We start from the raw sequence: 22777 nt of genomic DNA, 5'->3' as shown, positions 1-22777 counted from the left end.
ATCGTGCGGCTGAGCGCACGGTGTAAGTGATTCATAACGAAGCCCGCTTTCCCGACAAAGGGGAGGCGGGCTTCGTCATATCCGGGCGGATTTCGCCATTGAGCGGCCGTCTTTGTGGGGCCGGCCAAACGTGGGTCATCCGACCGTGAACAGGCGCGATGCCTGGGTTTCCGCCTCGGCGTACACGGCGGAGGCTTGGGTGAGCGCGCGTTGAATGGATTCCAGCGAGGCTTCCATCTGCTGTTGCGCGGCACGCCATTGCGCCGCCACGGTGGTGAACTGGGTGGCCGCCGAACCCCGCCAAGCGTTCTGCAGCTCGTTGAGATTGGCGTACATGCCGCCCACCGCCTGTCTGATCTGCGAGATCGAGGCGCATACCGCGGCCGATGAGGATTGGATGCGTTCCGAATCCACCTGATACTGGGGCATGACTGCTCCTTTCCATGCCAAAAGTCGTTTTCGACGGTCGGCGTTGGCATCACCGGCCGCTAAGGTGGAGCGTATGACAGAAACGATTCGCACGGTGGAAAAAACGACCATGGTGGTTCCAGCCTCGCCCTTCGGCGTGTCCCTTCGACGCGAAAAAGGTTCGAAATGGCTGTATACGGCCGTTTGCGCGTTGTTGGCCGCGGTATTGTGCATGTGGATAACTCCCGGTGCCTTCGCGGACGAGGCGACGGATACCGTGGACGACAGCCAGAGCAGCGGCATCACGGTTACGGAGAACATCACCGACACGGGCAACCTGCTGGGCACGCATGTGGCCGAAGTCACCGACGCCATCGACCAGGTCAAGGAAACCACCGGTGTGACGGTGCGTCTGATGTATCTGTCGAGCTTCAACAGCGAGGAGGATCCCGCCACATGGGCCGGCGATGTGCTGGAATACCTCGATCCGGACCCCAATACGGTGATGCTGGCCGTCGCCTCCAACGACGGCAATCTGGTGGTGGCGGTGTCGTCCAACTCCGAGGAATGGCTCAAAAGCCAGACCGCCGTGGACGCGCTGTCCGACGCGGCGCAGCAGCCGCTGATGGAAAGCACGCCCAACTGGTCGCAGTCGGCCATCGCCATGATGGATGAGATCACCGTGCTGCATACGAGTTCGGCCAACGCGCCGATTATGCTCGGCGTGGCCATCGCCGGAGGCGTGGTGGCGTTGCTTCTGGTGGCTGCCGTCGTGGTCGTCGTGATGCGCCGCCGTGGTTCGGGCAAGCGCCGCCGGAGGCATGGGCGTCGTAAGAATTCGGCGAAGTCCGAAGAATCCGACGAATCCGATGCGACCGACGAAATCGACGAGCCAGACGATGCTGGCGAAATCGGCGAAACCGATGCCTCCGAGGCATCTGAAGAGGCCGGTGAACCCGGTGAATCCGCCGTCGATTCAGCTGAATCCTAGACTCCCGGCGAGTCCATCGAGATGGAAGATACGGAACTTCAAGACGGTATTCAGGAAACGTTCAGTCAGACGGACCACTCTTGAACCCATGAGCAAGCCTATTGAAGCATCGATTGTAGTTGTCGACGACGAGCCCTCCATCCGCGAACTGCTGGTGGCCTCCCTGCATTTCGCAGGGTTCGAGGTGAGCACCGCCGCCTCCGGCTCCCAAGCCATCGAAGTGATCGAAAAGGTCCAGCCCGACCTGATCGTGCTCGATGTGATGCTCCCGGACATCGACGGATTCACCGTGACCCGTCGTATCCGCCAGGAGGGCATCGACGCGCCCGTGTTGTTCCTCACAGCGCGCGACGACACCCAAGACAAGGTGATGGGCCTGACCGTCGGCGGCGACGACTACGTCACCAAGCCGTTCAGTCTTGAGGAGGTCGTGGCCCGCATCCGCGCCATCCTGCGTCGCACCCGTGAGCAGATCGAGGACGATCCGATCATCCGCGTGGCCGACCTGGAGATCAACGAGGATTCGCACGACGTGACCCGCGCCGGCCAGCCCGTCGACCTGAGCCCCACCGAATACAAGCTGCTGCGCTATCTGATGGACAACGAGGGCCGCGTGCTCTCCAAAGCGCAGATCCTCGACCATGTGTGGCAGTATGACTGGGGCGGGGATGCGGCCATCGTCGAAAGCTACATCTCCTACCTGCGCAAGAAGGTCGACGGCGTGGAATTCACCGACGAGAACGGCGAGACGCGCAAAGTCACCCCGCTGATCGAAACCAAGCGTGGCATCGGCTATATGATCCGCGAACCCAAGGGCTAAGGCGAGACGCAGTGACGACGCCGCAGCAGCAGTCAGCCCCGGACGACGCGACCAAGCAGCAGCCTCGCACGCCCAACTGGTTCCAGCGTTTGTTCTTCGGTCATTTCGACCGGGTGTCGCTGAGCACCAAACTCGTGGTGTGCACGGTGGTGGTGATGCTGGTCGGCATCTCCGTCATCACCCTGTCGATCCGCACGCTGGTCGGCAGCTACGTGCTGGAACGCACCGACCGACAGTTGGTGCAGCAGCGCGATCTGGTGTTCCGCAACATCGACCTGCTCAGCCAAACCACCGGCGGCACCAGCGGACTGAACTCGTATTTTCTGCAGATCCAATACACCGACGGCACCGTGGACGACAACGGCAACCCCAAAACGGTGGTCGCGCTGCTGCCGCGTCTGAAAGACGACATCGTCTCCATGCCGGCCCTGCCGACCAGCGGAGACACCTCCGACATCACGCTAGGCGAGCCGTTCACCACCTCGGCGATCGTGCAGCGCTTCGTGTTCCCCAGCTCCGACAACCGCAGCGATTCAAACGAATCAGACGGCGCGAACGATGAGGAAAGCAGCGGCCTGCTGACCAGCTCCCTCGGCTCCGTGGACCGATCCACCCTCAACGCCGCCCGAGCCCCCTGGCGCGTGCTGGCCATGCAATGGGTGGAGAACAACCAGGTGCGCGGCATCGTCTACATCGGCCTGTCCTTAAGCGACCAGATCGACACGATGAACACGCTTACCCGCTACTGCGTGATCGTCGGCATCGCGGTGATGCTGCTCGGCGGATCCATCGCCACGTTGGTGATGCAACGCACGATGGCGCCGCTGAAACGCATCGAGAAAACCGCCGCAAAAATCGCCGCCGGCGACTTAAGCCAACGCGTGCCCGAAGCGCCGGAGAACACGGAGGTCGGCTCCCTCTCCGCCTCGCTGAACACCATGCTCACCCGCATCGAATCCAGCTTCCATGAGCAGGAGGAGACGACGGCGAAAATGAAACGCTTCGTCTCCGACGCCAGCCACGAGCTGCGCACCCCGCTGGCCGCCATCCACGGCTACGCCGAGCTGTACACCATGCAGCGCGACATGCCGGGAGCGCTGGAGCGCGCCGACGAATCCATCAGCCATATCGAGAAATCCAGCGCGCGCATGACCGTGCTCGTAGAAGACCTGCTGTCGCTGGCCCGCCTCGACGAAGGCCGCGGCATCGACGTGACCGGCACGGTGAAGCTCACCTCCGTGGTGCGCGACGCCACCGACGACCTGCACGCTCTCGACCCCGAGCGCGGCATCAGCCTTGGCACTCTGCGATTGGATACGACGGGCGCAGCGAGTGCGGCGGGCTCATCACAGGGCGCGCAACTGATGTTCACCGACGACGAACCGCTCCAGGTAACGGTGCCGGGAGACGCCTCGCGCCTGCGCCAGGTCGTCACCAACATCGTGGGCAACATCCATCGATACACGCCCGCCGACTCCCCGGCCGAGGCGGGAGTGGGCGTGATCACGGCCGCCATCGACCCGATCCAGCTGGCGAAACTGCCCTCCAGCGACCAGTCGCTGCGGCGCTTCATCGAAGCCGCGGAAGTGGCCGAATCCATGCCCATCGGCTATCGGTACGCCGTGGTCCGTTTCTCCGACCATGGCCCGGGCGTGCCGGACGAGTCGCGCTCGCAGATCTTCGAACGTTTCTACACCGCCGACCCTTCGCGCGCCCGCGACAAGGGAGGCACCGGATTGGGCCTGGCCATCGCGCAGTCGGTGGTCAAGGCGCACCGCGGTTTCATCTGCGCCACGGCCACCCCCGGTGGCGGTCTGACCTTCACCGTGGTGCTGCCCATCGAACAGGTGGTGCCGAGTACTGCTATGGCCTCCGCCGCAGCCTCCGCCGCGGTTCGCCCAAAGCGTCGACGTGGCGCAGGTCAGGAGATGTGAGGTAGAATAGCCTGTCGGTTCTATTCGCATTGAGATAAGAGAGGTCTGGACATGCCCACCGGTCGAGTTCGTTGGTTCGACGCAGCCAAAGGTTATGGCTTCATCACCAGTGAGGAAGGTAAGGATGTGTTCCTGCCGGCGACCGCTTTGCCCGCCGGCGTCACCACGTTGCGCAAGGGCGCGAAGGTGGAGTATTCCGTTGTGGAGGGCCGCCGAGGGCCGCAGGTGATGGGATTGACGCTGGTGGCGTCCGCTCCCTCGCTGGTCAAGGCCACGCGCCCCAAGCCCGACGATATGGCCGCGATCTGCGAGGATCTGATCAAGCTGTTGGATGACGCCGGCAACACGCTGCGCCGCCATCATTACCCGAACGCCCAGGAAAGCAAGAAGCTGGCCACGCTGCTGCGCGCCGTGGCGGACAACTTCGACGTACAGGACTGAAACGTATGACCGATACCGCACTCGACCCCCAAGCCATCGCCCAGGCGGTGGCTATCGAAGTCGCCGACGAGCCCGAGCATGTGGGCGGCTTCGTCACCGCCGTCGCACTGGATGACCACGTCACCGACTATCGATTCCAGTCGAATGTTCGCGGGTATGAGGGCTGGCAGTGGTCGGTCACGCTGTACCACGACGAGGAGCTCGACAACTGGACCGTGAACGAATCCTCGTTGGTGCCCACCGACCAGGCGCTGATGCCGCCGGCGTGGATTCCGTGGAAGGACCGTTTGGAGCCCACCGATCTCTCCCCGACGGATGCGCTCGGCACCGAGCCCGACGATCCGCGTTTGGAGGATGGGGTTGCCTCCGCCGAAGCCGAGGGTGATTCCGCTGCTGAGGCTGATGCTGCTTCTGATGAGGCTGACGGAACTTTCCGTGCGACGGAACCGGTGGTCGGGGGAGAGACCGCGGAGGAATCAGCGTCTTCGGGCGAGGAACCTTCTGACGGGACTGAATCCGCTGGTGAATCTGCATCCGTGGGTGAGGCTGTCCGCGAGGGCGAGTCCGAATCCGTCACCTCGCCTGAGGATATGGCCGAGGCCGTCGAGGCCTTCGAACTGTCGCGCCGCCGCGTGCTCACCCCGTTGGGGCGCGCCCAGACGGCGAAGCGCTGGTATGAGGGTCCGCGTGGTCCGAAGTCGCTTTCGACCAAAACCGCCAGCGGCAACTTGTGCTCCACCTGCGGCTTCTTCGTGCCGCTGCAGGGCGAGCTGAACCTGATGTTCGGCGTATGCGCCAACAAGTGGAGCCCGGACGACGGACGTGTGGTCTCGCTCGACCATGGCTGCGGCGAACATTCCGAAATCGAGCCTCCCGAGCCGGGGCGTTTGTGGGTGCAGTCCAAGCCCGCCTACGACGATCTGCATATCGATGTGGTGGCCCAAGCGCCGCGCGAGGAACGCGTGCAGGTCGAACTGCTTGAGGAGGAGTTGGACGAGGAGGCCGAGGCCACCGAAGCGGATATCGAAGCGCAGGCCGTGCCCGCCTCCGCCGTGGAGGATGAGGATTCCGCCGAGTCGAACGACGAGCCCGCTGTGGAAGCCGTCATCGATCTGGCCGAAAACGATGAGCCCTCCGAGTCCGACGAGAGTGACGATTCCGAGGATTCCAGCGACTCCGATGAGTCGGATGACTCCGATGACGTTGATGGTGCCGGTGATTCCGACGAAGCCGATAGCGCCGATGGAATCGATGAGGCTGAGGACTCCGGCGATATCGACGTCCCCGCTGAGTCGGATGACTCCGCCGTTGCGTCTGAAGCCGAAAACAAGGACGATGCGGCTCCGATGAAAGAATCCGACGAATCCGTCGAAGAGTAAACGGATTCCTCGTTATATGTGTAAGCCGCCGTGCGAGTGATTGCACGGCGGCTTCTATGTTATGCGCCCCAATATGCGTCCCAGCCATCCGGATTATGAGGTGATGACGAGTTTGGTGTGTCGGATTTGCTGGACGCGGCCGATTTTCCACACCAAACTCGAGAATCAATCGTTCTACACGAGTGGGTCTCAAAGCCCCGACACACCAAACTCTCAGAACCCGTTGGAGGGATGGGGTTTACGCCATCCCCGGAGGGAATGTGCGGGGCATAATCGTTAGTGGACGACGGTGACGGTGCATTCGGCGAAATTGACGATCTGCTTGGACACCGATCCCAGGAAGTGCGCGTCCAAACCGGACAGGCCTCGAGATCCGACGACCAGATGGCTCGCGTACCGCGAGGCCGCGATCAGACCTTTGGACGCCGGAATATGGAACGCATTCGTGGTGACCGGCACATCGCCGGGGATCTCCGTCTGCGCAACCATCTGCGCGAGGATTTCCTCGGCGCGACGCTGCCCGACCTCAACCGGCGCGACCGCGTTCTCATAGCCGGGAATCGCACCCAAATCCTTCAACTGCCAGCAGAACATAACATTCAACGGCGCGTGATGCAGATGCGCCTCGTTAACGGCGAACCGCAACGCGTGATGCGAGGTGGATGAGCCATCCACCCCCACCACCACGGGCCGCACGCCCTCGACCGGCGGGCGTTGGGGCTGCACGTGACGCACGGTCACATCGGTGGGAGTCAGCGCGTTGGCGATCTCATCCTGCACGGAGGCGTCCTCGTCGTCCATAATGCGCACCACAGTCACCGGAACCTGCGCCTCCTGCGCGAGCGAGGCCGACAGCGAACCCATAAACCAGCGCATCACACGGCCCAAGGAGCGGCGGCCAACCACGATCTGCTGGGCGTTCTCGCCGATCTGCAACAGCGCCGATGTTCCCGAAGCCTTCACCGACGTGAGTTTGAGGTTCTCCGGGTCGAAATCAATGTCGGTGGAGGCCTTATCCACCCATTCGCGCAGCTCCGAGGCGATTTCATGGCGCAGATTGGCCCACGCCTCGTCGCTATCCGGCTCCGAACCCATATCCCACGAATGCGTCCAGCCGAACACGGCGTTGACCTTCTGCCCGGACAGGCCGGCCTCTTTCAGCGCCCATTTCAGCGCCGCGAAGGATTCATCGGATCCGTCCACACCGACGACGATGTCGGCCATGGCGTTGGTTAGTTCAGTCATCATGCCCTCCCTAGAACACGTCAATACCCCAAGCATAACGTTCCTTGGGCCCACTTCTTTGCGTTGTCAGCGCAATTCGTGGAATACCGGGAAGAAACGTCACCGTGAATCGGTAGAGTAAAACGGAATGTCATTTGAGGAAGGACAAGCATGTTCGAACGGTTTACCGACCGTGCACGGCGCGTGATCGTGTTGGCGCAGGAGGAGGCTCGTGCCCTCCAGCACAACTACATCGGCACCGAACACCTGCTGCTCGGCCTGATCCGCGAGGGCGAAGGCGTGGCCGCCAAGGCGCTCGCCTCCAAGGGCGTGGATCTCGACGCGACGCGCAAGCAGGTCGAAGAGATGATCGGCAAAGGCAATGCGGCGCCGAACGGGCACATCCCCTTCACGCCGCACGCCAAGCAGGTGCTCGAGTTCTCGTTGCGCGAGGCACTGCAGTTGGGACACAGCTATATCGGCACCGAACACATCCTGCTCGGCCTGATTCGCGAGGGCGAAGGCGTCGGCACGCAGGTGCTGATCAAAATGGACGTCGACCTGGGCGAGCTGCGCGGCGCCACCATCGACCTGATCCGCGGCAATTCCGGCAACGGAGCGGACGGCAAGGGCGAACTCGCGAACGCGGGCAGCGTGTCTGACAAGAGCAACAAAACCGGCTCCGCGATTCTCGACCAGTTCGGCCGCAATCTGACAGCCGAAGCCGCCGAAGGCAAGCTGGACCCGGTGATCGGCCGCACCAACGAGATCGAACGCGTGATGGTGGTGCTTTCCCGCCGCACCAAGAACAATCCGGTGCTGATCGGCGAACCCGGCGTGGGCAAAACCGCCGTGGTCGAAGGACTCGCGCAGAAGATCCAGGCCGGCGACGTGCCGGAGACCCTGCGGGGCAAGCAGGTCTACTCGCTGGACCTCGGCTCCATGGTGGCCGGCTCGCGCTACCGCGGCGACTTCGAGGAACGCCTGAAGAAGGTCTTGAAGGAGATCAAGACGCGCGGCGACATCGTGCTGTTCATCGACGAGATCCACACCATCGTGGGCGCGGGCTCCGCGGACGGCGCTCTGGGCGCCTCCGACATGCTCAAGCCCATGCTGGCGCGCGGCGAACTCCAGACCATCGGCGCCACCACCACCGACGAGTACCGCAAGTACATCGAGAAGGACGCGGCACTGGAGCGTCGATTCCAGCCCATCCAGGTGCAGGAACCGACCATCGCCGAAACCATCGAGATCTTGAAGGGTCTGCGCTCGCGTTACGAGAACCACCACCACGTGACCATCACGGACGGTGCCATCCAGTCCTCCGCGGAGCTGTCGTCGCGCTACATCCAGGACCGCAACCTGCCGGACAAGGCCATCGACCTGATCGACGAGGCCGGCGCGCGCCTGCGCATCAAGCGCCTCACCGCCCCGCCCGAGCTCAAGGAACTGGACGACAAGGTGGCCAAGCTCTCCAAAGACAAGGACGAGGCCATCAAGAACCAGGACTTCGAGAAGGCCGCCGAATTGCGCGACAGCCAGGAGAAGCTGGAGCAGGAGCGCAAGGAGAAGGAGAACGCCTGGCGTGAGGGCGAATCCGACGTCAAGATGGTTGTGGACGAGGACGTGATCGCCGAGGTGATCTCCGCCACCACAGGCATCCCGGTGTTCAAGCTCACCCAGGCAGAGTCCAAGAAGCTGCTCGGCATGGAGGCGGAGCTGCACAAGCGCATCATCGGCCAGGACGAGGCCGTGAGCGCGCTGAGCCGCTCGATCCGCCGCACCCGCGTGGGCCTCAAGGATCCGAAGCGCCCCTCCGGTTCGTTCATCTTCGCCGGCCCCACCGGCGTGGGTAAAACCGAGCTGGCCAAGACGCTCGCCGAATTCCTGTTCGACGACGAGGACGCGCTGATCCGTGTGGATATGTCGGAGTTCTCCGAGAAGTACGCGGCCTCGCGACTCTTCGGCGCGCCTCCGGGCTACGTGGGCTACGAGGAGGGCGGCGAACTCACCGAGAAGGTGCGTCGCAAGCCGTTCTCCGTGGTGCTGTTCGACGAGATCGAAAAGGCGCATCCGGACATCTTCAACACGCTGTTGCAGGTGCTGGACGACGGTCACCTGACCGACGGCCAGGGACGCAAGGTGGACTTCAAGAACACCATCATCATCCTGACCACCAACCTGGGTACGCGCGACATCGCGAAGGCCGCCAACACGGGCTTCAACCTGGGCGCGAACACTGAGTCGAGCTACCAGCGCATGAAGGATCAGGTCTCCAGCGAGCTCAAGCAGCAGTTCCGCCCCGAGTTCCTCAACCGCCTGGACGACATCATCGTGTTCAAGCAGCTCACCGAGCCCGAAGTGCGTCAGATCGTCGATTTGGACGTCAAGCAGCTCAACGATCGTCTGTTCGACCGCCACATGTCGCTGGAACTGACCACCGGCGCCAAGGACCTGCTCGCGCAGAAGGGCTTCGACCCGCTGCTCGGCGCGCGTCCGCTGCGCCGCGTGATCCAGCGCGACATCGAGGACGCCATTTCGGAGAAGATCCTCATGGGTGAGCTGCAGGACGGTCAGCGTGTGCTGGTCGACGCGGAAGGCGAAGGCATCCTCGGCGAGTTCGTTTTCAAGGGCGAGGCTTTTGAAGACGCGACTCCTGCGGATGGTGGCGATGGTGCCGGTGCCGGTGCCGGTGACGGTGCCGAAGCGGGGGAGACCACTCCGTCCGAACTCGTCAACGCCGCCGCAGCCAACGAATCCGCCGAAGGTGATTCCGCCCCGTCGCAGGAGTAGTCATTTCCTGTGCCAAGTCCATGCGGCCGGCGCGGAACCTCAACAAACGGGAGTCCTTCGTGTGATCACCACGCGAGGGGCTCCCGTCGTATGAGTGCCATCTGTCCGAGCCGCTATGTATTCATCTAGGCGATTACGCCATTCCTTCGGGTGGTCGCAATCAGCCGCCGGGCGGTTCCAATGCCTTTCGGGCGGTTTCAACATCGCTTGGGCGGTTGGTGTTTATGCGTATTCCTTGTCGTTTATTCGCAGCAAGAGTCAAAAACGTTGAAATTCCGCCATTCTTGATTTCAGTAAATGGCCAGACAACAAGGAATCTCCAATCCTGCAACCGCCCGAGAGATATTGGAACCGCCCGAAGGATGTTGGAACCGCCCAAAGGGTATTGAAGCAGCCCGAAGTGATGGCATAACCGCCCGTCCGATGAGGCGTTCAAAAACGCCGACGTGATTACGGTCTGCGCACGAGTCCGTTGAACAAGTCGTCGGGGTCGGTGTCGGTGATGTCTGTGCGCTGCGCGGTCAATGCGCGCAGGTCGGGCAGCGGTTCATCCGCGCTGAACAGAACGTGCTGTTCGAAGGCTTGCAGCTCGTCCGATGAGCGGAGTATGCGCGAGCTGGCGTTGCGCAAGGCCAACGCGTCGCGGAAATACTGCGCATGGTCTTGAAATGGTCGGTTGTCGACGGCGAACCCGAGGAATCGCAGATACTGGATGGCGAATACGGCGCAGGTGCGGGTGTTGCCTTCGCGGAACGGATGGATCTGCCACAGGCCGGAGATGAACGCGAACACACTGTCCGCGGTCTGCTGATCATCGAGCCGGTCGTAGTCGCGCTGGCGTTTGCGCTCCTCCTGAAAGTCGTAGTCGAGCGTCGGCTCGATATCCGCGGGAGCGGCGTAGGCCACGGACTTGCCCAGCAGCACGGGCTCGCGTTTGACGATGACCTCATCGCGCCATGCTCCCACCCAAGTCGGGTCAAGCATGTCGGCGAACAGAAAACGGTGAATGGTGCGCAGCGTGGCGGGGGAGAAGGAGAACGTGGGGGACTGCAGAATCCGGCTGATGCGCGACGCAACGATATCGGCCTCCGCATGCGCCACCTCGTCGGGATTGGCCGCATGATAGTCGCGAAGCATGGCGTCCACGGTCTGATAGTCGATGTCGCCCGCGATATTCGCCTCCGCGGCTTCCCTCGCATACGCGGAGGGACTGAGTCCGTCCGCACGTTGCAAGCCGAAGCCGACGGACCAGCCGTACGCGCGGCTGCGCGCGGTGCCTTCCAAAGACTGCACGATATATTCGTCGTTATTCATATGATCTTCCTTAAATCGATGAGGGCCGACATCCATTCCATGCGATGTCGGCCCTCATCGATTGTTGTAATCTCGAAGACTACTTGATGGCGTTGAGCCACTGCTCCTTGGTGGCCTTTTCGGCCTCGAGCTTGGCCTTCTTCTTGGCGTCGGTCTCGGCGGCGATCTTCTCATCCAGCTCGGCGAGCTGAGCGGTCAGCTGCACTTCGAAGCTGGACTTGCGGGCGTCGGCTTCGGGATCGGTCTGCTTCCAGGCGGCGTCTTCGATGGCCTTGATCTGCTTGTCGACCGCGTCGAGACGGTTCTCGATGCGGCGCATGTCGTCGCGCGGCACATAGCCGATCTGGTCCCACTCCTCCTGGATGGCGGCGAGGGCCTGACGCGCCTGCTTGGCGGCCTTCTCATCGGACACCGGCACCAGCGCCTCGGCCTTGACCAGCAGGGCCTCCTTCTTGGCGAGGTTCTCCTTCTCGGAGGACGAGATCTGCTCGCGGTCGGCCTGACGGGCGTTGAAGAACGCGTCGGCGGCCTCGCGGAACTTCGCCCACAGGGCGTCATCCTCGTTGCGTCCGGCGCGACCGGCCTTCTTCCAACGGTCCATCAGATCGTTGAACTTGCGGGAGGTCTCGCCCCAAGCGGTGGAGTCCTTCAGTTCGTTCGCCTCGGCGATGATCGCTTCCTTGATGTCCTTGGCCTGGTTGCGCTCGTTGTCGCGCGCCTGAGCCCACTTGCGGCGGGCCTGGTTGAAGGTGGTGCGGGCGGAGGAGAAACGCTTCCACAGCGCGTCCGCGTCGGTTTTATCGATGCGGACGGTGGAACGCTGGTGCTGCTGCCACTCGTCGAACAGGGCGCGGAACTTGTCGGCGGTGGAACGCCAGTTGGTGTTGTCACCCAGAGAGGCGGCCAACTCCTCGGCCTTCTCGACGATCTTCGTGCGCTCCTCGACGGCCTTGGCCACCGCGGCCTTGCGGGCCTCGGAAATCTCCGTCTTCTTGGCTTCGGCCGCGGCCTTCAGCTCCTCGAACTGGGCCTTCAGCGCGGCGATGTCGCCCACGACGGCCGGTTCGGCGGTCTCCTCGGCCAGCGTCTTGAGCGAATCGTCGATCTCACGGGTCTTGACGTTCGGGGAGGCCAGACGGGTCGCCAGCAGATCAAGCTTGGCCTTCAGGTCCAGGAAGCGGCGGGCGTACAGCGCCAGCGCCTCCTCCTTGGAGGCGTCGGGGAACTGGCCCACCTCGCGTTCGGCCTCGCCCTCCTTGACGAAGACGGTGCCATTGTCATCCACACGACCGAACGCCTCGGCCTCCTTCACCTGCGCGTCGGTGTACGTGCCGGTGGCCGGAGCGGCGACATGCGCCACCGCGGCCGGCTTCTTCGCGAAAGCGGCGGGGGAGGGCGCGTGCGGCTTGGGCATGGCGGCGGGCGTCGGCACGGCGGGCGACGTTGCCTGCACGGCGGTCTCAGTGGTGTTCTCGGTTTCGGTGACGTTCTCGTCGGCCATGGGGTCAGCTCCTTTAAGGCTTGAGCGGTGTGTGCGGCTGCGAATCGCATCATGGGAAAGCCGTGATGTTTTCCGTAACCTCACCTATTATATTGATACCGTGGCTAAAGGTGCATCAATATCAGGATTTCCAGAGTGGCTCCCCTCTGAACGCGTAGTGGAGCAGCGTGTTATCGACACGCTTCGTGAGGTTTTCGAACTCAACGGATTCGTAGGAATCGAGACGAGAGCCGTGGAAACAGGCGCAAGTCTGCTCAAAAAAGGCGAGACCAGCAAAGAGATCTATCTGCTGAGCCGCCTGCAGGAGGTCGGTCACGAATCCGACACTCCGGTGGAGGAGCGATTGGGTCTGCATTTCGATCTGACCGTGCCGCTGAGCCGGTATGTGGTCGAGAATTCCGGCGCGCTCGCCTTCCCGTTCAAGCGTTGGCAGATCCAGAAGGTGTGGCGCGGCGAACGCCCGCAGGAGGGACGCTTCCGCGAGTTCGTGCAGGCCGATATCGACGTAATCGGCAACGGCGACCTGCCCGACCACTACGAGGTCGAGCTGCCGCTGGTGATGGTCGCCGCGTTGGAACGCCTGCGCGAGTACGGCCTGCCCAAGGCGACCGTGCATGCGAACAACCGCAAGCTCTCCGAGGGTTTCTACCGCGGACTGGGCCTGACGGACGTCGAAGGCGTGCTGCGCGAGATCGACAAGCTCGATAAGATCGGCGCCGACGAGGTGGCCAAGCTGCTGGTCAGCGAATGCGGCGCGGACGAGAACCAGGCGCGCGCCTGTCTCGAACTCGCCTCCCTCACCGCGGCCGACGGCGCGGAACTCGCGGAGCGCTTCGACGAGCTCGCCGCGGCCCACGGCATCACCGCCGAAGGCGAGACGGCCGAAGCCTACGCGCTGGCCAAGCAGGGACTCAACACGCTCGCCATGATCGTGGACGAAGCCGCCGCCATCCGCCCCGGCTCCGTGATCGCGGACCTGAAAATCGCCCGCGGACTCGACTACTACACCGGCTCCGTCTACGAGACCTTCCTCGACGGTGCGGCCTCGCTCGGCTCGATCTGCTCGGGCGGCCGCTACGACAACCTCGCCTCGCAGGGCAACAAGAAGTACCCCGGTGTGGGTCTGTCCATCGGCCTGTCGCGACTCGTGTCGTACATGCTGCACACCGCCGGCGCGCACGCCAGCCGCGTCTCCCCGGCCGTGGTGATGGTGGCCGTGTGGAGCGAGGAGGAGCGCGCGGCGTCCAACCGCATCGCCAACACGCTGCGTTCGCGCGGCATCGCGGCCGATGTGGCGCCCACCGCGGCCAAGCTCGGCAAGCAGATCAAATACGCCGACAAACTCGGCATCCCCTATGTGTGGTTCCCCGGACAGGAGGGCGCGGGCGACGAGGTGAAGAACATCGTCTCCGGCGACCAGCTCGCGGCCGACGCCACGTCGTGGGAGCCGGATACTGTTAATGCCCGGCAAACCGTTGTAATGTAACAACTTTTCGCCGTCGCGCGTGCGGATGGGCGGCCCTGCGGTTGCGGGGCCCAGCCGGCGCGCGGCGGCGGTTCACAAGGAAAACGAGGAAGCATGAGCCAGACGGCTTACAGAACACATCACGCCACCGAGGTGACGGAAGCCCTCGCCGGCAGCAAGGTGACGCTGAGCGGTTGGGTCGACCGTCGCCGCGACCACGGCGGCGTGGCCTTCATCGACCTGCGCGACACCACCGGCCTGGTGCAGGTCGTCATCTACGACGAGGATATGGCCCGCCCGCTGCGTTCCGAATTCGTGATCCAGGTCACCGGTGAGGTGCGCCTGCGTCCGGAAGGCAACGAGAACGAGCATCTGGCCACCGGCAAGATCGAGGTCGTGGCCGAAAGCATCGACGTGCTCGCCAAGTCCGACGCGCTGCCGTTCCAGGTCTCCACCGCGCTCGAGAACGAGTCCGAGAACAAGCTGCCCGGCGAGGAGGTGCGTCTGAAGTACCGCTACCTCGACCTGCGCCGCCCTTCCATGCAGCGCAACCTGAAGCTGCGCTCCGACATGAGCAAGGCCGCCCGCCAGGCCCTCGACGAGATGGGCTTCACCGAGGTCGAAACCCCCACCATGATCAAGTCCACGCCGGAAGGCGCGCGCGACTTCGTGGTGCCGGCCCGCCTGGTGCCCGGCTCCTGGTACGCCCTGCCGCAGTCCCCGCAGCTGTTGAAGCAGCTGCTGATGGTCTCCGGTGTGGAGCGCTACTACCAGCTCGCCCGCTGCTACCGCGACGAGGACTTCCGCGCCGACCGCCAGCCCGAGTTCACCCAGCTCGATATGGAGATGGCGTTCGTGGACCAGGAGGATGTGATGGCCATGGCCGAGAAGGTCATCGCCGCCATCTGGAAGGCCGCCGGCTATGAGATCCAGCTGCCGATCCAGCGCATCACCTGGCAGGAGGCCATGGATAAGTACGGCTCCGACAAGCCGGATCTGCGCTTCGGCAACCCGCTGGTCGAGCTCACCGACTTCTTCAAGAACACCCCGTTCCGCGTGTTCCAGGCCCCGTATGTGGGTGCCGTCTTGTTCAAGGGCGGCGCCGCCACCCCGCGTCGTCAGTTCGACGCCTGGCAGGAGTGGGCCAAGCAGCGCGGAGCGAAGGGCCTGGCCTATGTGGTGTTCGCCGAGGACGGCGAGCTGAAGGGCCCCGTGGCCAAGAACCTCTCCGACGAGGAGCGCGCCGGCCTGCGTGAGGCCGTCGGTGCCGAAGAGGGCGATGCCGTGTTCTTCGCCGCCGGTGCCCGCACCACCGCGCAGGCGCTGCTCGGTGCCGTGCGTGTCGAGCTCGCCGACCGTGCCGGCCTGCTCAAGCCTGACGAGTTCGCCTTCACCTGGGTGGTGGACTTCCCGATGTTCAAGTCCACCGATGATCCGGACGACGACGATGTGGCGATCGGCCACTCCAAGTGGACCGCCATGCACCACCCGTTCACCATGCCGTCCAAGGATTGGGTCGATTCCTTCGACAAGGATCCCGAGCACGCCATGTCCGACGCGTACGACATCGTCTGCAACGGCAACGAGATGGGCGGCGGCTCCGTGCGTATCCACCGCGACGACATCCAGGACCGTGTGCTCGACGTGCTGGGCATCACCGCCGAGGAAGCCGCCGACAAGTTCGGCTTCCTGCTTGAGGCCTTCAAGTACGGCGCGCCCCCGCACGCCGGCATCGCCCTCGGCTGGGACCGTGCCGCGGCCATCCTCGCCGGCGCCGAATCCATCCGCGACGTCATCGCCTTCCCGAAGGCCGGCGGCGGCCGCGACCCGCTGACCGGCGCTCCGGCCCCGATCTCGGCCGAACAGCGCGCCGAAACCGGCGTCGACTACGAGCCGGACGACGAAGAGTAGTCGCTCGCATAGCGCATTCAAGCCCTCTGACCTTACAGTCAGAGGGCTTTTCATGTTGTGAAGGCGTGGGATCGCCGGCAAAAATTGGGGGAGAGTTCACCATGCGTTTGCCCACGGTCGGCGTCTCGTGCGCGACGGAGGCCTAGCGTGGAGATATGAGTGAACATGCGTGGTGGCGACGGCTGCATGACGGGTTCGTCGCGAAGGTTCCCGAACGACTGGTGTTCGGTGCGGTGGCGGCGCTGACGGTGATCGGGGTGCTGGCGATCGAACTGCCGCGCCTGTTCGGCTGACGGCAATCCACATTTCGGATGGGTTCAGGAGGGCGGTCGAGGCAACCGTTGCCTGCACACGTAGGGCATGGCGAATACGGCTGGATTCGGGCGGTTGACCGGTGAGGGACGAGGGAATCCGAAGCGCTCTGGTTAGCATTCAGATAATACTCAGATATTGTTTGCGAAACATTTGCAGGTATACTGACCTTCTATGTCTGAAATGAAGAACAACGCAACCGCCCGTCCGCTGGCGCCGCTGGTGCCGGGGCAGGACGATCCGAACAAGGCCCTCGTCGAGCTCGCCCACGTGGAGAAGCATTTCGGCGATCTGCACGTCCTCAAGGACATCAACCTCACCGTGACCAAAGGCGAGGTGCTCGTCGTGGTCGGTCCGTCCGGCTCCGGCAAGTCCACGATGTGCCGCACCATCAACCGCCTGGAGACCATCGACTCCGGCGTGATCCGCATCGACGGCAAGCCGCTGCCTCAGGAAGGCAAGGAACTCGCCGCCCTGCGCGCCGAAGTGGGTATGGTGTTCCAGTCCTTCAATCTGTTCGCCAACAAGACGATCCTCGAGAACGTGACGCTCGCCCCGATCAAGGTGCGTCATATGGACAAGAAAGAGGCCGAGGATCTGGCCATGGACCTGCTCGCCCGCGTGGGCGTGGACAGCCAGGCCAACAAGATGCCCAGCCAGCTTTCCGGCGGCCAGCAGCAGCGTGTCGCCATCGCCCGCGCGCTCGCCATGCGTCCCAAGGTGATGCTGTTCGACGAGCCGACCTCCGCCCTCGACCCGGAGATGGTCAACGAGGTGCTCGACGTGATGGTGGAGCTCGCCCGCGAAGGCATGACGATGATCTGCGTCACCCACGAGATGGGCTTCGCTCGCAAGGCGGCCAACCGCATCGTGTTCATGGCCGACGGCCGCATCCTCGAAGAAGGCACGCCCGACGAGTTCTTCGAGAATCCGAAGACCGCGCGCGCCCAGGACTTCCTCTCGAAGATCCTCACGCACTAGGGCGCGCTCCGCACTCCGTACTCCATCACCATTCCGCCGTCATGCGTGGCCGCCGCCGTTTCGGCCGGGCCGGCCGCGCCAAAGGAAGAGCTATGAAGAACACACTTATCAAACGGTGCGTCGCCGCCGTCTGCGCGCTCGCATGCGTGGCCTCGCTGGCCTCCTGCGGTGCCGAAAGCGAGGCCGGCAAAATCCGCATCGGCATCAAATTCGACCAGCCGGGCCTAGGCTTCAAGAAGTCCGGTACCTACGTCGGTTTCGACGTGGACGTGGCGACGTACATCGCCCGCTATCTGGGCTACTCCGAGGACCAGATCGTCTGGAAGGAATCGCCGTCGAAGCAGCGTGAGGCCATGTTGCAGAACGGCGACGTGGATATGATCGTCGCCAGCTATTCGATCACCGACGAACGCAAGAAAACCGTCTCCTTCGCCGGGCCCTATTTCGTGGCCGGCCAGGACCTGCTGGTGCGCAAGGACGACGACAGCATCAAGGGTCCGGAGGACCTCAACGGCAAACGTCTGTGCACCGCCACCGGTTCGACCTCCGCCGCCACCGTCAAGGAGCGGTTCGCCTCCGAAGTGCAGCTGATGGAGCAGCCGGGCTTCGCCGAATGCGCGACCGCCCTGTTCTCCGGCATCGTGGACGCGGTCACCACCGACGACATCATCCTCGCGGGCCTCGCCTCCGCCTCACGCGGCAAACTCAAGGTCGTGGGCTCCCCGTTCACGCAGGAGTATTACGGCGTGGGCATCCAGCAGGGCAACACCGCATTCGCCAAGCAGATCAACGACGCGATCGAGCAGATGATCGAGGACGGCTCCTGGCAGCGCGCGATCGAGGAGAACACCTCTGGTACGGGGTATGCGCCGAACAGCGAATACAATCCGCCGGAACCGACCGAAGGGGAGGAGTGAGATGGACGGATTCATCGAACTGTTCAGCGAATACGATGTGGTCGGCGCGTTCCTCGTGAACATCGAGATCACCCTGTGGTCGGCTCTGTTCTCGCTGGTGCTCGGCGTGGTGCTCGTGATGATGCGCATCTCGCCGATTTCCTCGATGCGGGCCGTGGCCGGCGCCTATGTGGAGCTGTTCAAAAACCTGCCGCTGACCATCATCATGGTGTTCATGGTGCTGGGCGCCTACGCGCAGCTCAAGCTCGCCTTCTCCGACATCTTCGCCACGAACTTCTTCTGGCTGGCGGTGACGGGCCTGAGCCTGTACACGGCGGCGTTCGTGTGCGAATCCCTGCGCAGCGGCATCAACACCGTGCCGCTCGGCCAGGCCGAGGCGGCGCGCGCGTTGGGCTTGGGCTTCATGCAGTCGGCCAGCCAGATCATTCTGCCGCAGGCCTTCCGCGGCTCCGTGGCCCCGCTGGGCAACACGCTGATCGCCCTGCTCAAGAACTCGACGGTCGCGGCCGCCGCGTCGGTCTCCACCGAAACCTCCTCGCTGATGAGCGAGATGATCGAGTTCCGCCCCGACGTGATCATCCAGATCTTCCTGATCTTCGCCATCGGCTATGTGATCCTCATCATTCCGATCGGCATGATCACCACGTTCCTGTCCAACAAACTCGCCGTGAGGAGGTGACCCATGGCCGCAAACGAAAGCGCCGTACTGTTCGACCAGCCCGGCCCCAAGGGCCGCAGAACCATCCACATCGTCAATTGGATCGCCGGAGTGATCTTCGCGGTCGTGGTGGTGCTGATCCTCATGCGTCTGCACAATCCGCCGGATGGCGAGAACCAGCTGAGTTGGGAATTGTGGAAGCCCGCGCTCGAACGCGAGGCGTGGACCGACTTCTACCTGCCCGGCCTGTGGATGACCGTGCAAGCCTCCATCGTGGCCGTGGTCGGCTCGGTGGTGTTCGGTCTGGTGTTCGGCATCGGCCGACTGCTGCCGAACGCGCTGCTGCGCGCCGTCTCCGCGCTGATCGTCGAGTTCTGCCGCGCCGTGCCCGTGCTGTTGATGATGATTTTCTTCTGGCGATGGTTCGCGTTCGCCGGCCTGGCAAGCCCGTCCTATTGGGCTGTGGTTGTGGCTCTGGTGCTGTACAACGGTTCCGTGGTGGCCGAGCTGGTGCGCTCCGGCGTCGGCAACCTGCCGAACGGCCAGCGTGAGGCCTCGCTGGCGTTGGGTCTGACCGAAACGCAGTCGCTGATGCAGATCGAGGTGCCGCAGGCCGTGTTCGCCATGTTGCCCGCCGCCGTGACCCAGCTGGTTGTGGTGGTCAAGGACACCGCGCTCGGTTCTATCATTATGTATACGGATCTGCTGCAGGAGTCGCGCCGACTGGGCTCGATGTACTTCAACATCCTGCAGACGCTGGTGGTTGCCGCGGTGGTGTATTTCATCGTCTGCTGGCTGCTGTCCCGTCTGGCGGAATGGCTGCCCGAGCATATGCAGCACCATACGGCCGCGCCGATCGAGCCGGAGGCGGTGGCGCCCATCGCGATTATGGATCCCTCGAATGTGAACCAGATCGCCGTGGCCAAGGAGGTCGAGGAGCGTCCGTTCGGCGGCGCGCCGCGTCAGTACCATGTGCATCATCGCGGCACCAACGCCTCGATCCGCAACTGGCGCCGCACCCGCTACGAGCAGGGATACGACGAATTCCAGCAAGGAAAGGACGCTGAGGATACGGAGCAGACGGAACGGTAACGCCGTCCGTTCGCTCTGAGACTCTCACGCACGCATCGCGGGGGCGGTGGGACGCATGGTCGTCCCACCGCCCCCGCGGCGTATTCGGATGGACGGATGGGGTGAGATAGCGGGAAGGTGGTAGATTACAAGGCGTATGCCGATTCGGGGAACGACCTTGGATGACGGCCTACCATGAGGGAAAGAAGTCTGCGATTATGCGTTTGACCATGTGTAGGAAATTCGTCGCCATGGCGACGACCGCGCTCACCATCGGAGCGATGTCGCTCACCGTCGGCGCCGCGATGGCGGATGAGGGCGCGAGTCCCTCCGTCTCGTCCGGCGACGCCACCACCGTCACGATTTTCGGCCTGTCCGACTTCCACGGGCATATCGAAAACGGCGGCTATCTGGCCACCGCATTGAAACAGACCCAAGCCAAGAATCCGAACACCATTTTCGCCGCGGCCGGCGATATGGTCGGCGCCTCCGCGTTCGCCTCGTCCATCGCCAACGATGTGCCTGCCATGGAACAGCTGACGACGATGAACATGGTCGTCTCCGCCACCGGCAACCACGAATACGACCAAGGCACGGCCGACCTGGTGGACCGCATCATGCCGGGAATGGGCACGGCGCAGTACATTGTGGCGAATGTGAGCGGCGGCGCGCTGGACGGCAAGATCCAGCCGTACTTCATCACCGAAAGCGGCGGCAAGCGTGTCGCCTTCATCGGCGGCGTGTACGAGACGCTGCTTGACTCGGTCTCGCCGGCCGGTATGGCGGGTGTGACGGTCAGCGATCCGGTTGAGGCGATCAACTCCTACGCCGACCAGCTTTCCGACGGCGACGCGGGCAATGGCGAGGCCGACGCGGTGGTGGCCCTAGTGCATGCCGACGCGCACCAGCTCACCGGCCTGAACGCGAATGTGGACGCGGTGGTCGCGGGACACACGCATATGGATCAGGAGACGCAGACCACATCCGGCGCTCCGATCGAACAGACCAAGAACTACGGCGAATCCTACGCCACCATCAATCTGACGATCACCGGCAGCGGCAAGGACGCGCAGGTGATCGCGAACGGCCAACTGAACCAGATCTTCGATGACAAAGGCAACGCGCTGTATGCGGCCGACCCGGATGTGAACGCGATCTACGAGAGCGCGCAGGCCGCCGCCGACGAGCAGGGCAACACCGTGCTCGGCTCCATCGCCGCCGACTCCACCTTCAACCGCGGGCGCGATGTTCCGGGCGATCTGGCAAGCGAGGAGAACCGCGGCGTCGAATCCACGCTGGGTGTGCTCAACGCCGACGCGGCGATGTGGTCGGCCAACGAACACGGCCAGCAGGCCGATATCGGCGTGATCAACGCGGGCGGACTGCGCGCCGACCTCGATCCGAACGGCGACAAGATCATCACCTTGAAGGAAGCCCATGACGTGCTGCCTTTCGGCAACAGTACGGCGGTCATTACCCTGACCGGCGCGCAGCTCAAGGCGCTGCTCGAACAGCAGTGGCAGCCGGCCGGCGCGTCGCGCCCGGTGCAGTGGCTCGGCCTGTCCAGCAACGTGAGCTACCACTACAACCTGTACGCCGAAACCATCAATGGAACCACCGTGCCGCGTGGCAAGGTGTTCGACCTGACCGTGAACGGCAAGGCCGTGCAAGACGCGGACACCTTTACCATCGCGGGCAACCCCTTCCTGCTCACCGGCGGCGACAACTTCACCGTATTCCAGCAGGGCGTGAACTATGTGGACACCGGCTATATCGATTTCGACGGCTTGTCGGACTATCTCAAAGCCCATCCGAACCTGGAGGCCGTGGGCACCCGCGGCAGCGCCGGATTCTCGGCGGTTGAGGTTGAAGGCAACACCGTGAACTTCACGGTGAGCGGCCTCGCCTTCACCACCGACGAGCAGCGTCCGAAGGCCATTAAGCTCACCGCCAACGGCGTGGACTTCGGCACGGTGGGCGGCCTCGATTTCACCGGCGAGGCGCAGGGACCGGGCGCGGGTTCGGTGACGGTGTCGAAGGCGCTGTCTGACGCGGATCTGGCGACTTTCCTCGCCGGAGCGACGGCTGATGCCGCGACGATTCGCACCGCCGAGGTCGAGGTGCTGTTCACCGATGTCGCAGCCGGCGAAGACACCGGCGATGGCGAAGGCACGGGCAACACCGGTGCCGCCACCGGCGGCGCGAATGACTCAGGCACGTTGCCCCCCACAGGTGCCGCCACCAGCGCCATCGCGGCCGTGGCGATGCTGCTGCTCGCCGGTGGCGTGACGATCAAGCGCCGCAGCGCCGCCTATTGCGCATCCGACGTGCCATCTGACGCGGAATAAACCGTTTGCGCCAAACTGAACGCGGCCCAACCTTTCGGCCAGCCGGTGTAGAACGCCAGCTGGGTGATGATCTCTACCATCTCATCCTTGGTCACGCCGTTCTCTTTGGCTTTTTCCAGGTGCCCTTGCAATGAGGCGTCGGTGATTCCGGCGCCCATCAGGGCCGCCACCGTGATCATGCTGCGGTCGCGGGGCGAAAGCTGCTGTTCCCGGCTCCAAACCTGTCCGAACAGCACATCGTCGTTCAAGGCGGCAAACTGCGGGGCGAACGCGCCGAGATAGTCCCTGCCTGCGGTTGTCGTGCTCATA

At 63.6% G+C, this 22777-nt stretch carries 19 protein-coding genes; 14 read left to right on the top strand and 5 right to left on the bottom strand.

Translation table 11 applies throughout. The annotated features are described in order from the left end of the window. Positions 1–135: 135 nt before the first annotated feature. Entirely contained in the window at positions 136–429 is a 294-nt protein-coding gene (locus AC1AV0_RS01640; protein ID WP_476570744.1) for a WXG100 family type VII secretion target, read from the bottom strand. 73 nt (positions 430–502) lie between these two features. On the opposite strand from AC1AV0_RS01640, the gene AC1AV0_RS01635 reads away from it, so the two are divergent. The 5 genes from AC1AV0_RS01635 to AC1AV0_RS01615 all read left to right on the top strand — a co-directional run bounded on the left by AC1AV0_RS01635 (position 503) and on the right by AC1AV0_RS01615 (position 5973). After that, complete coding sequence (locus AC1AV0_RS01635; protein WP_476570743.1) at positions 503–1399, top strand: TPM domain-containing protein; 897 nt, start codon at positions 503–505, stop codon at positions 1397–1399. A gap of 88 nt (positions 1400–1487) precedes the next feature. Next, complete coding sequence (locus AC1AV0_RS01630) at positions 1488–2219, top strand: response regulator transcription factor (RefSeq protein WP_072726404.1); 732 nt, start codon at positions 1488–1490, stop codon at positions 2217–2219. Between the two features lie 155 nt (positions 2220–2374). Next, positions 2375–4153, top strand: a complete 1779-nt coding sequence (locus tag AC1AV0_RS01625) for a HAMP domain-containing sensor histidine kinase (RefSeq protein WP_476570938.1) — start codon at positions 2375–2377, stop codon at positions 4151–4153. A gap of 51 nt (positions 4154–4204) precedes the next feature. Further along, positions 4205–4594, top strand: coding sequence for a cold shock domain-containing protein (locus tag AC1AV0_RS01620; protein WP_072726406.1), 390 nt, complete (start codon positions 4205–4207; stop codon positions 4592–4594). Positions 4595–4599: 5 nt separating this feature from the next. Continuing rightward, on the top strand, positions 4600–5973 hold the full coding sequence (locus tag AC1AV0_RS01615) for a DUF3027 domain-containing protein (RefSeq protein WP_476570742.1): 1374 nt from the start codon (positions 4600–4602) through the stop codon (positions 5971–5973). Positions 5974–6249: 276 nt separating this feature from the next. Here the strand turns inward: AC1AV0_RS01615 and AC1AV0_RS01610 are convergent, their stop codons facing one another. After that, on the bottom strand, positions 6250–7221 hold the full coding sequence (locus AC1AV0_RS01610) for a universal stress protein (RefSeq protein ID WP_476570741.1): 972 nt from the start codon (positions 7219–7221) through the stop codon (positions 6250–6252). Positions 7222–7368: 147 nt separating this feature from the next. Between AC1AV0_RS01610 and AC1AV0_RS01605 the strand changes: the two genes are divergently transcribed. Continuing rightward, on the top strand, positions 7369–9990 hold the full coding sequence (locus AC1AV0_RS01605) for an ATP-dependent Clp protease ATP-binding subunit (protein WP_476570740.1): 2622 nt from the start codon (positions 7369–7371) through the stop codon (positions 9988–9990). A 450-nt stretch (positions 9991–10440) separates the two neighbouring features. Here AC1AV0_RS01605 and AC1AV0_RS01600 read toward each other — a convergent pair whose 3' ends face one another. After that, positions 10441–11304: a Fic family protein gene (locus AC1AV0_RS01600; RefSeq protein WP_476570739.1), complete on the bottom strand. Its 864-nt coding sequence runs from the start codon at positions 11302–11304 to the stop codon at positions 10441–10443. Positions 11305–11383: 79 nt separating this feature from the next. Next, positions 11384–12805 (bottom strand): DUF349 domain-containing protein, encoded by a 1422-nt coding sequence (locus tag AC1AV0_RS01595; RefSeq protein ID WP_476570738.1) that lies wholly within the window; start codon positions 12803–12805, stop codon positions 11384–11386. 100 nt (positions 12806–12905) lie between these two features. On the opposite strand from AC1AV0_RS01595, the gene hisS reads away from it, so the two are divergent. From hisS to AC1AV0_RS01555, 8 genes are all read left to right on the top strand, one after another. Further along, positions 12906–14291, top strand: coding sequence for a histidine--tRNA ligase (hisS, locus tag AC1AV0_RS01590; RefSeq protein ID WP_476570737.1), 1386 nt, complete (start codon positions 12906–12908; stop codon positions 14289–14291). A 93-nt stretch (positions 14292–14384) separates the two neighbouring features. Next, a complete protein-coding gene (gene aspS, locus AC1AV0_RS01585) occupies positions 14385–16181 on the top strand; it encodes an aspartate--tRNA ligase (RefSeq protein WP_476570736.1) in 1797 nt (598 codons plus the stop codon). Between the two features lie 155 nt (positions 16182–16336). Then, complete coding sequence (locus tag AC1AV0_RS01580) at positions 16337–16474, top strand: hypothetical protein (protein WP_476570735.1); 138 nt, start codon at positions 16337–16339, stop codon at positions 16472–16474. 193 nt (positions 16475–16667) lie between these two features. Beyond that, positions 16668–17474 (top strand): amino acid ABC transporter ATP-binding protein, encoded by an 807-nt coding sequence (locus tag AC1AV0_RS01575; protein WP_476570734.1) that lies wholly within the window; start codon positions 16668–16670, stop codon positions 17472–17474. Between the two features lie 92 nt (positions 17475–17566). Continuing rightward, positions 17567–18391, top strand: coding sequence for a glutamate ABC transporter substrate-binding protein (locus AC1AV0_RS01570; protein WP_476570733.1), 825 nt, complete (start codon positions 17567–17569; stop codon positions 18389–18391). A gap of 1 nt (position 18392) precedes the next feature. Beyond that, positions 18393–19070, top strand: coding sequence for an amino acid ABC transporter permease (locus AC1AV0_RS01565; protein ID WP_476570732.1), 678 nt, complete (start codon positions 18393–18395; stop codon positions 19068–19070). 3 nt (positions 19071–19073) lie between these two features. Further along, positions 19074–20141, top strand: coding sequence for an amino acid ABC transporter permease (locus AC1AV0_RS01560; RefSeq protein ID WP_476570731.1), 1068 nt, complete (start codon positions 19074–19076; stop codon positions 20139–20141). Positions 20142–20371: 230 nt separating this feature from the next. Then, entirely contained in the window at positions 20372–22468 is a 2097-nt protein-coding gene (locus tag AC1AV0_RS01555; RefSeq protein ID WP_476570730.1) for a bifunctional metallophosphatase/5'-nucleotidase, read from the top strand. Here AC1AV0_RS01555 and AC1AV0_RS01550 read toward each other — a convergent pair. After that, positions 22432–22776 (bottom strand): carboxymuconolactone decarboxylase family protein, encoded by a 345-nt coding sequence (locus tag AC1AV0_RS01550; protein WP_476570729.1) that lies wholly within the window; start codon positions 22774–22776, stop codon positions 22432–22434. The genes AC1AV0_RS01555 and AC1AV0_RS01550 overlap by 37 nt on opposite strands. Position 22777: the final 1 nt, after the last annotated feature.

This window comes from Bifidobacterium sp. LH_558, assembly GCF_056356295.1.
Note: the sequence above shows the minus strand (reverse complement) of the source record. Positions and strands in the feature narration are given on the sequence as shown.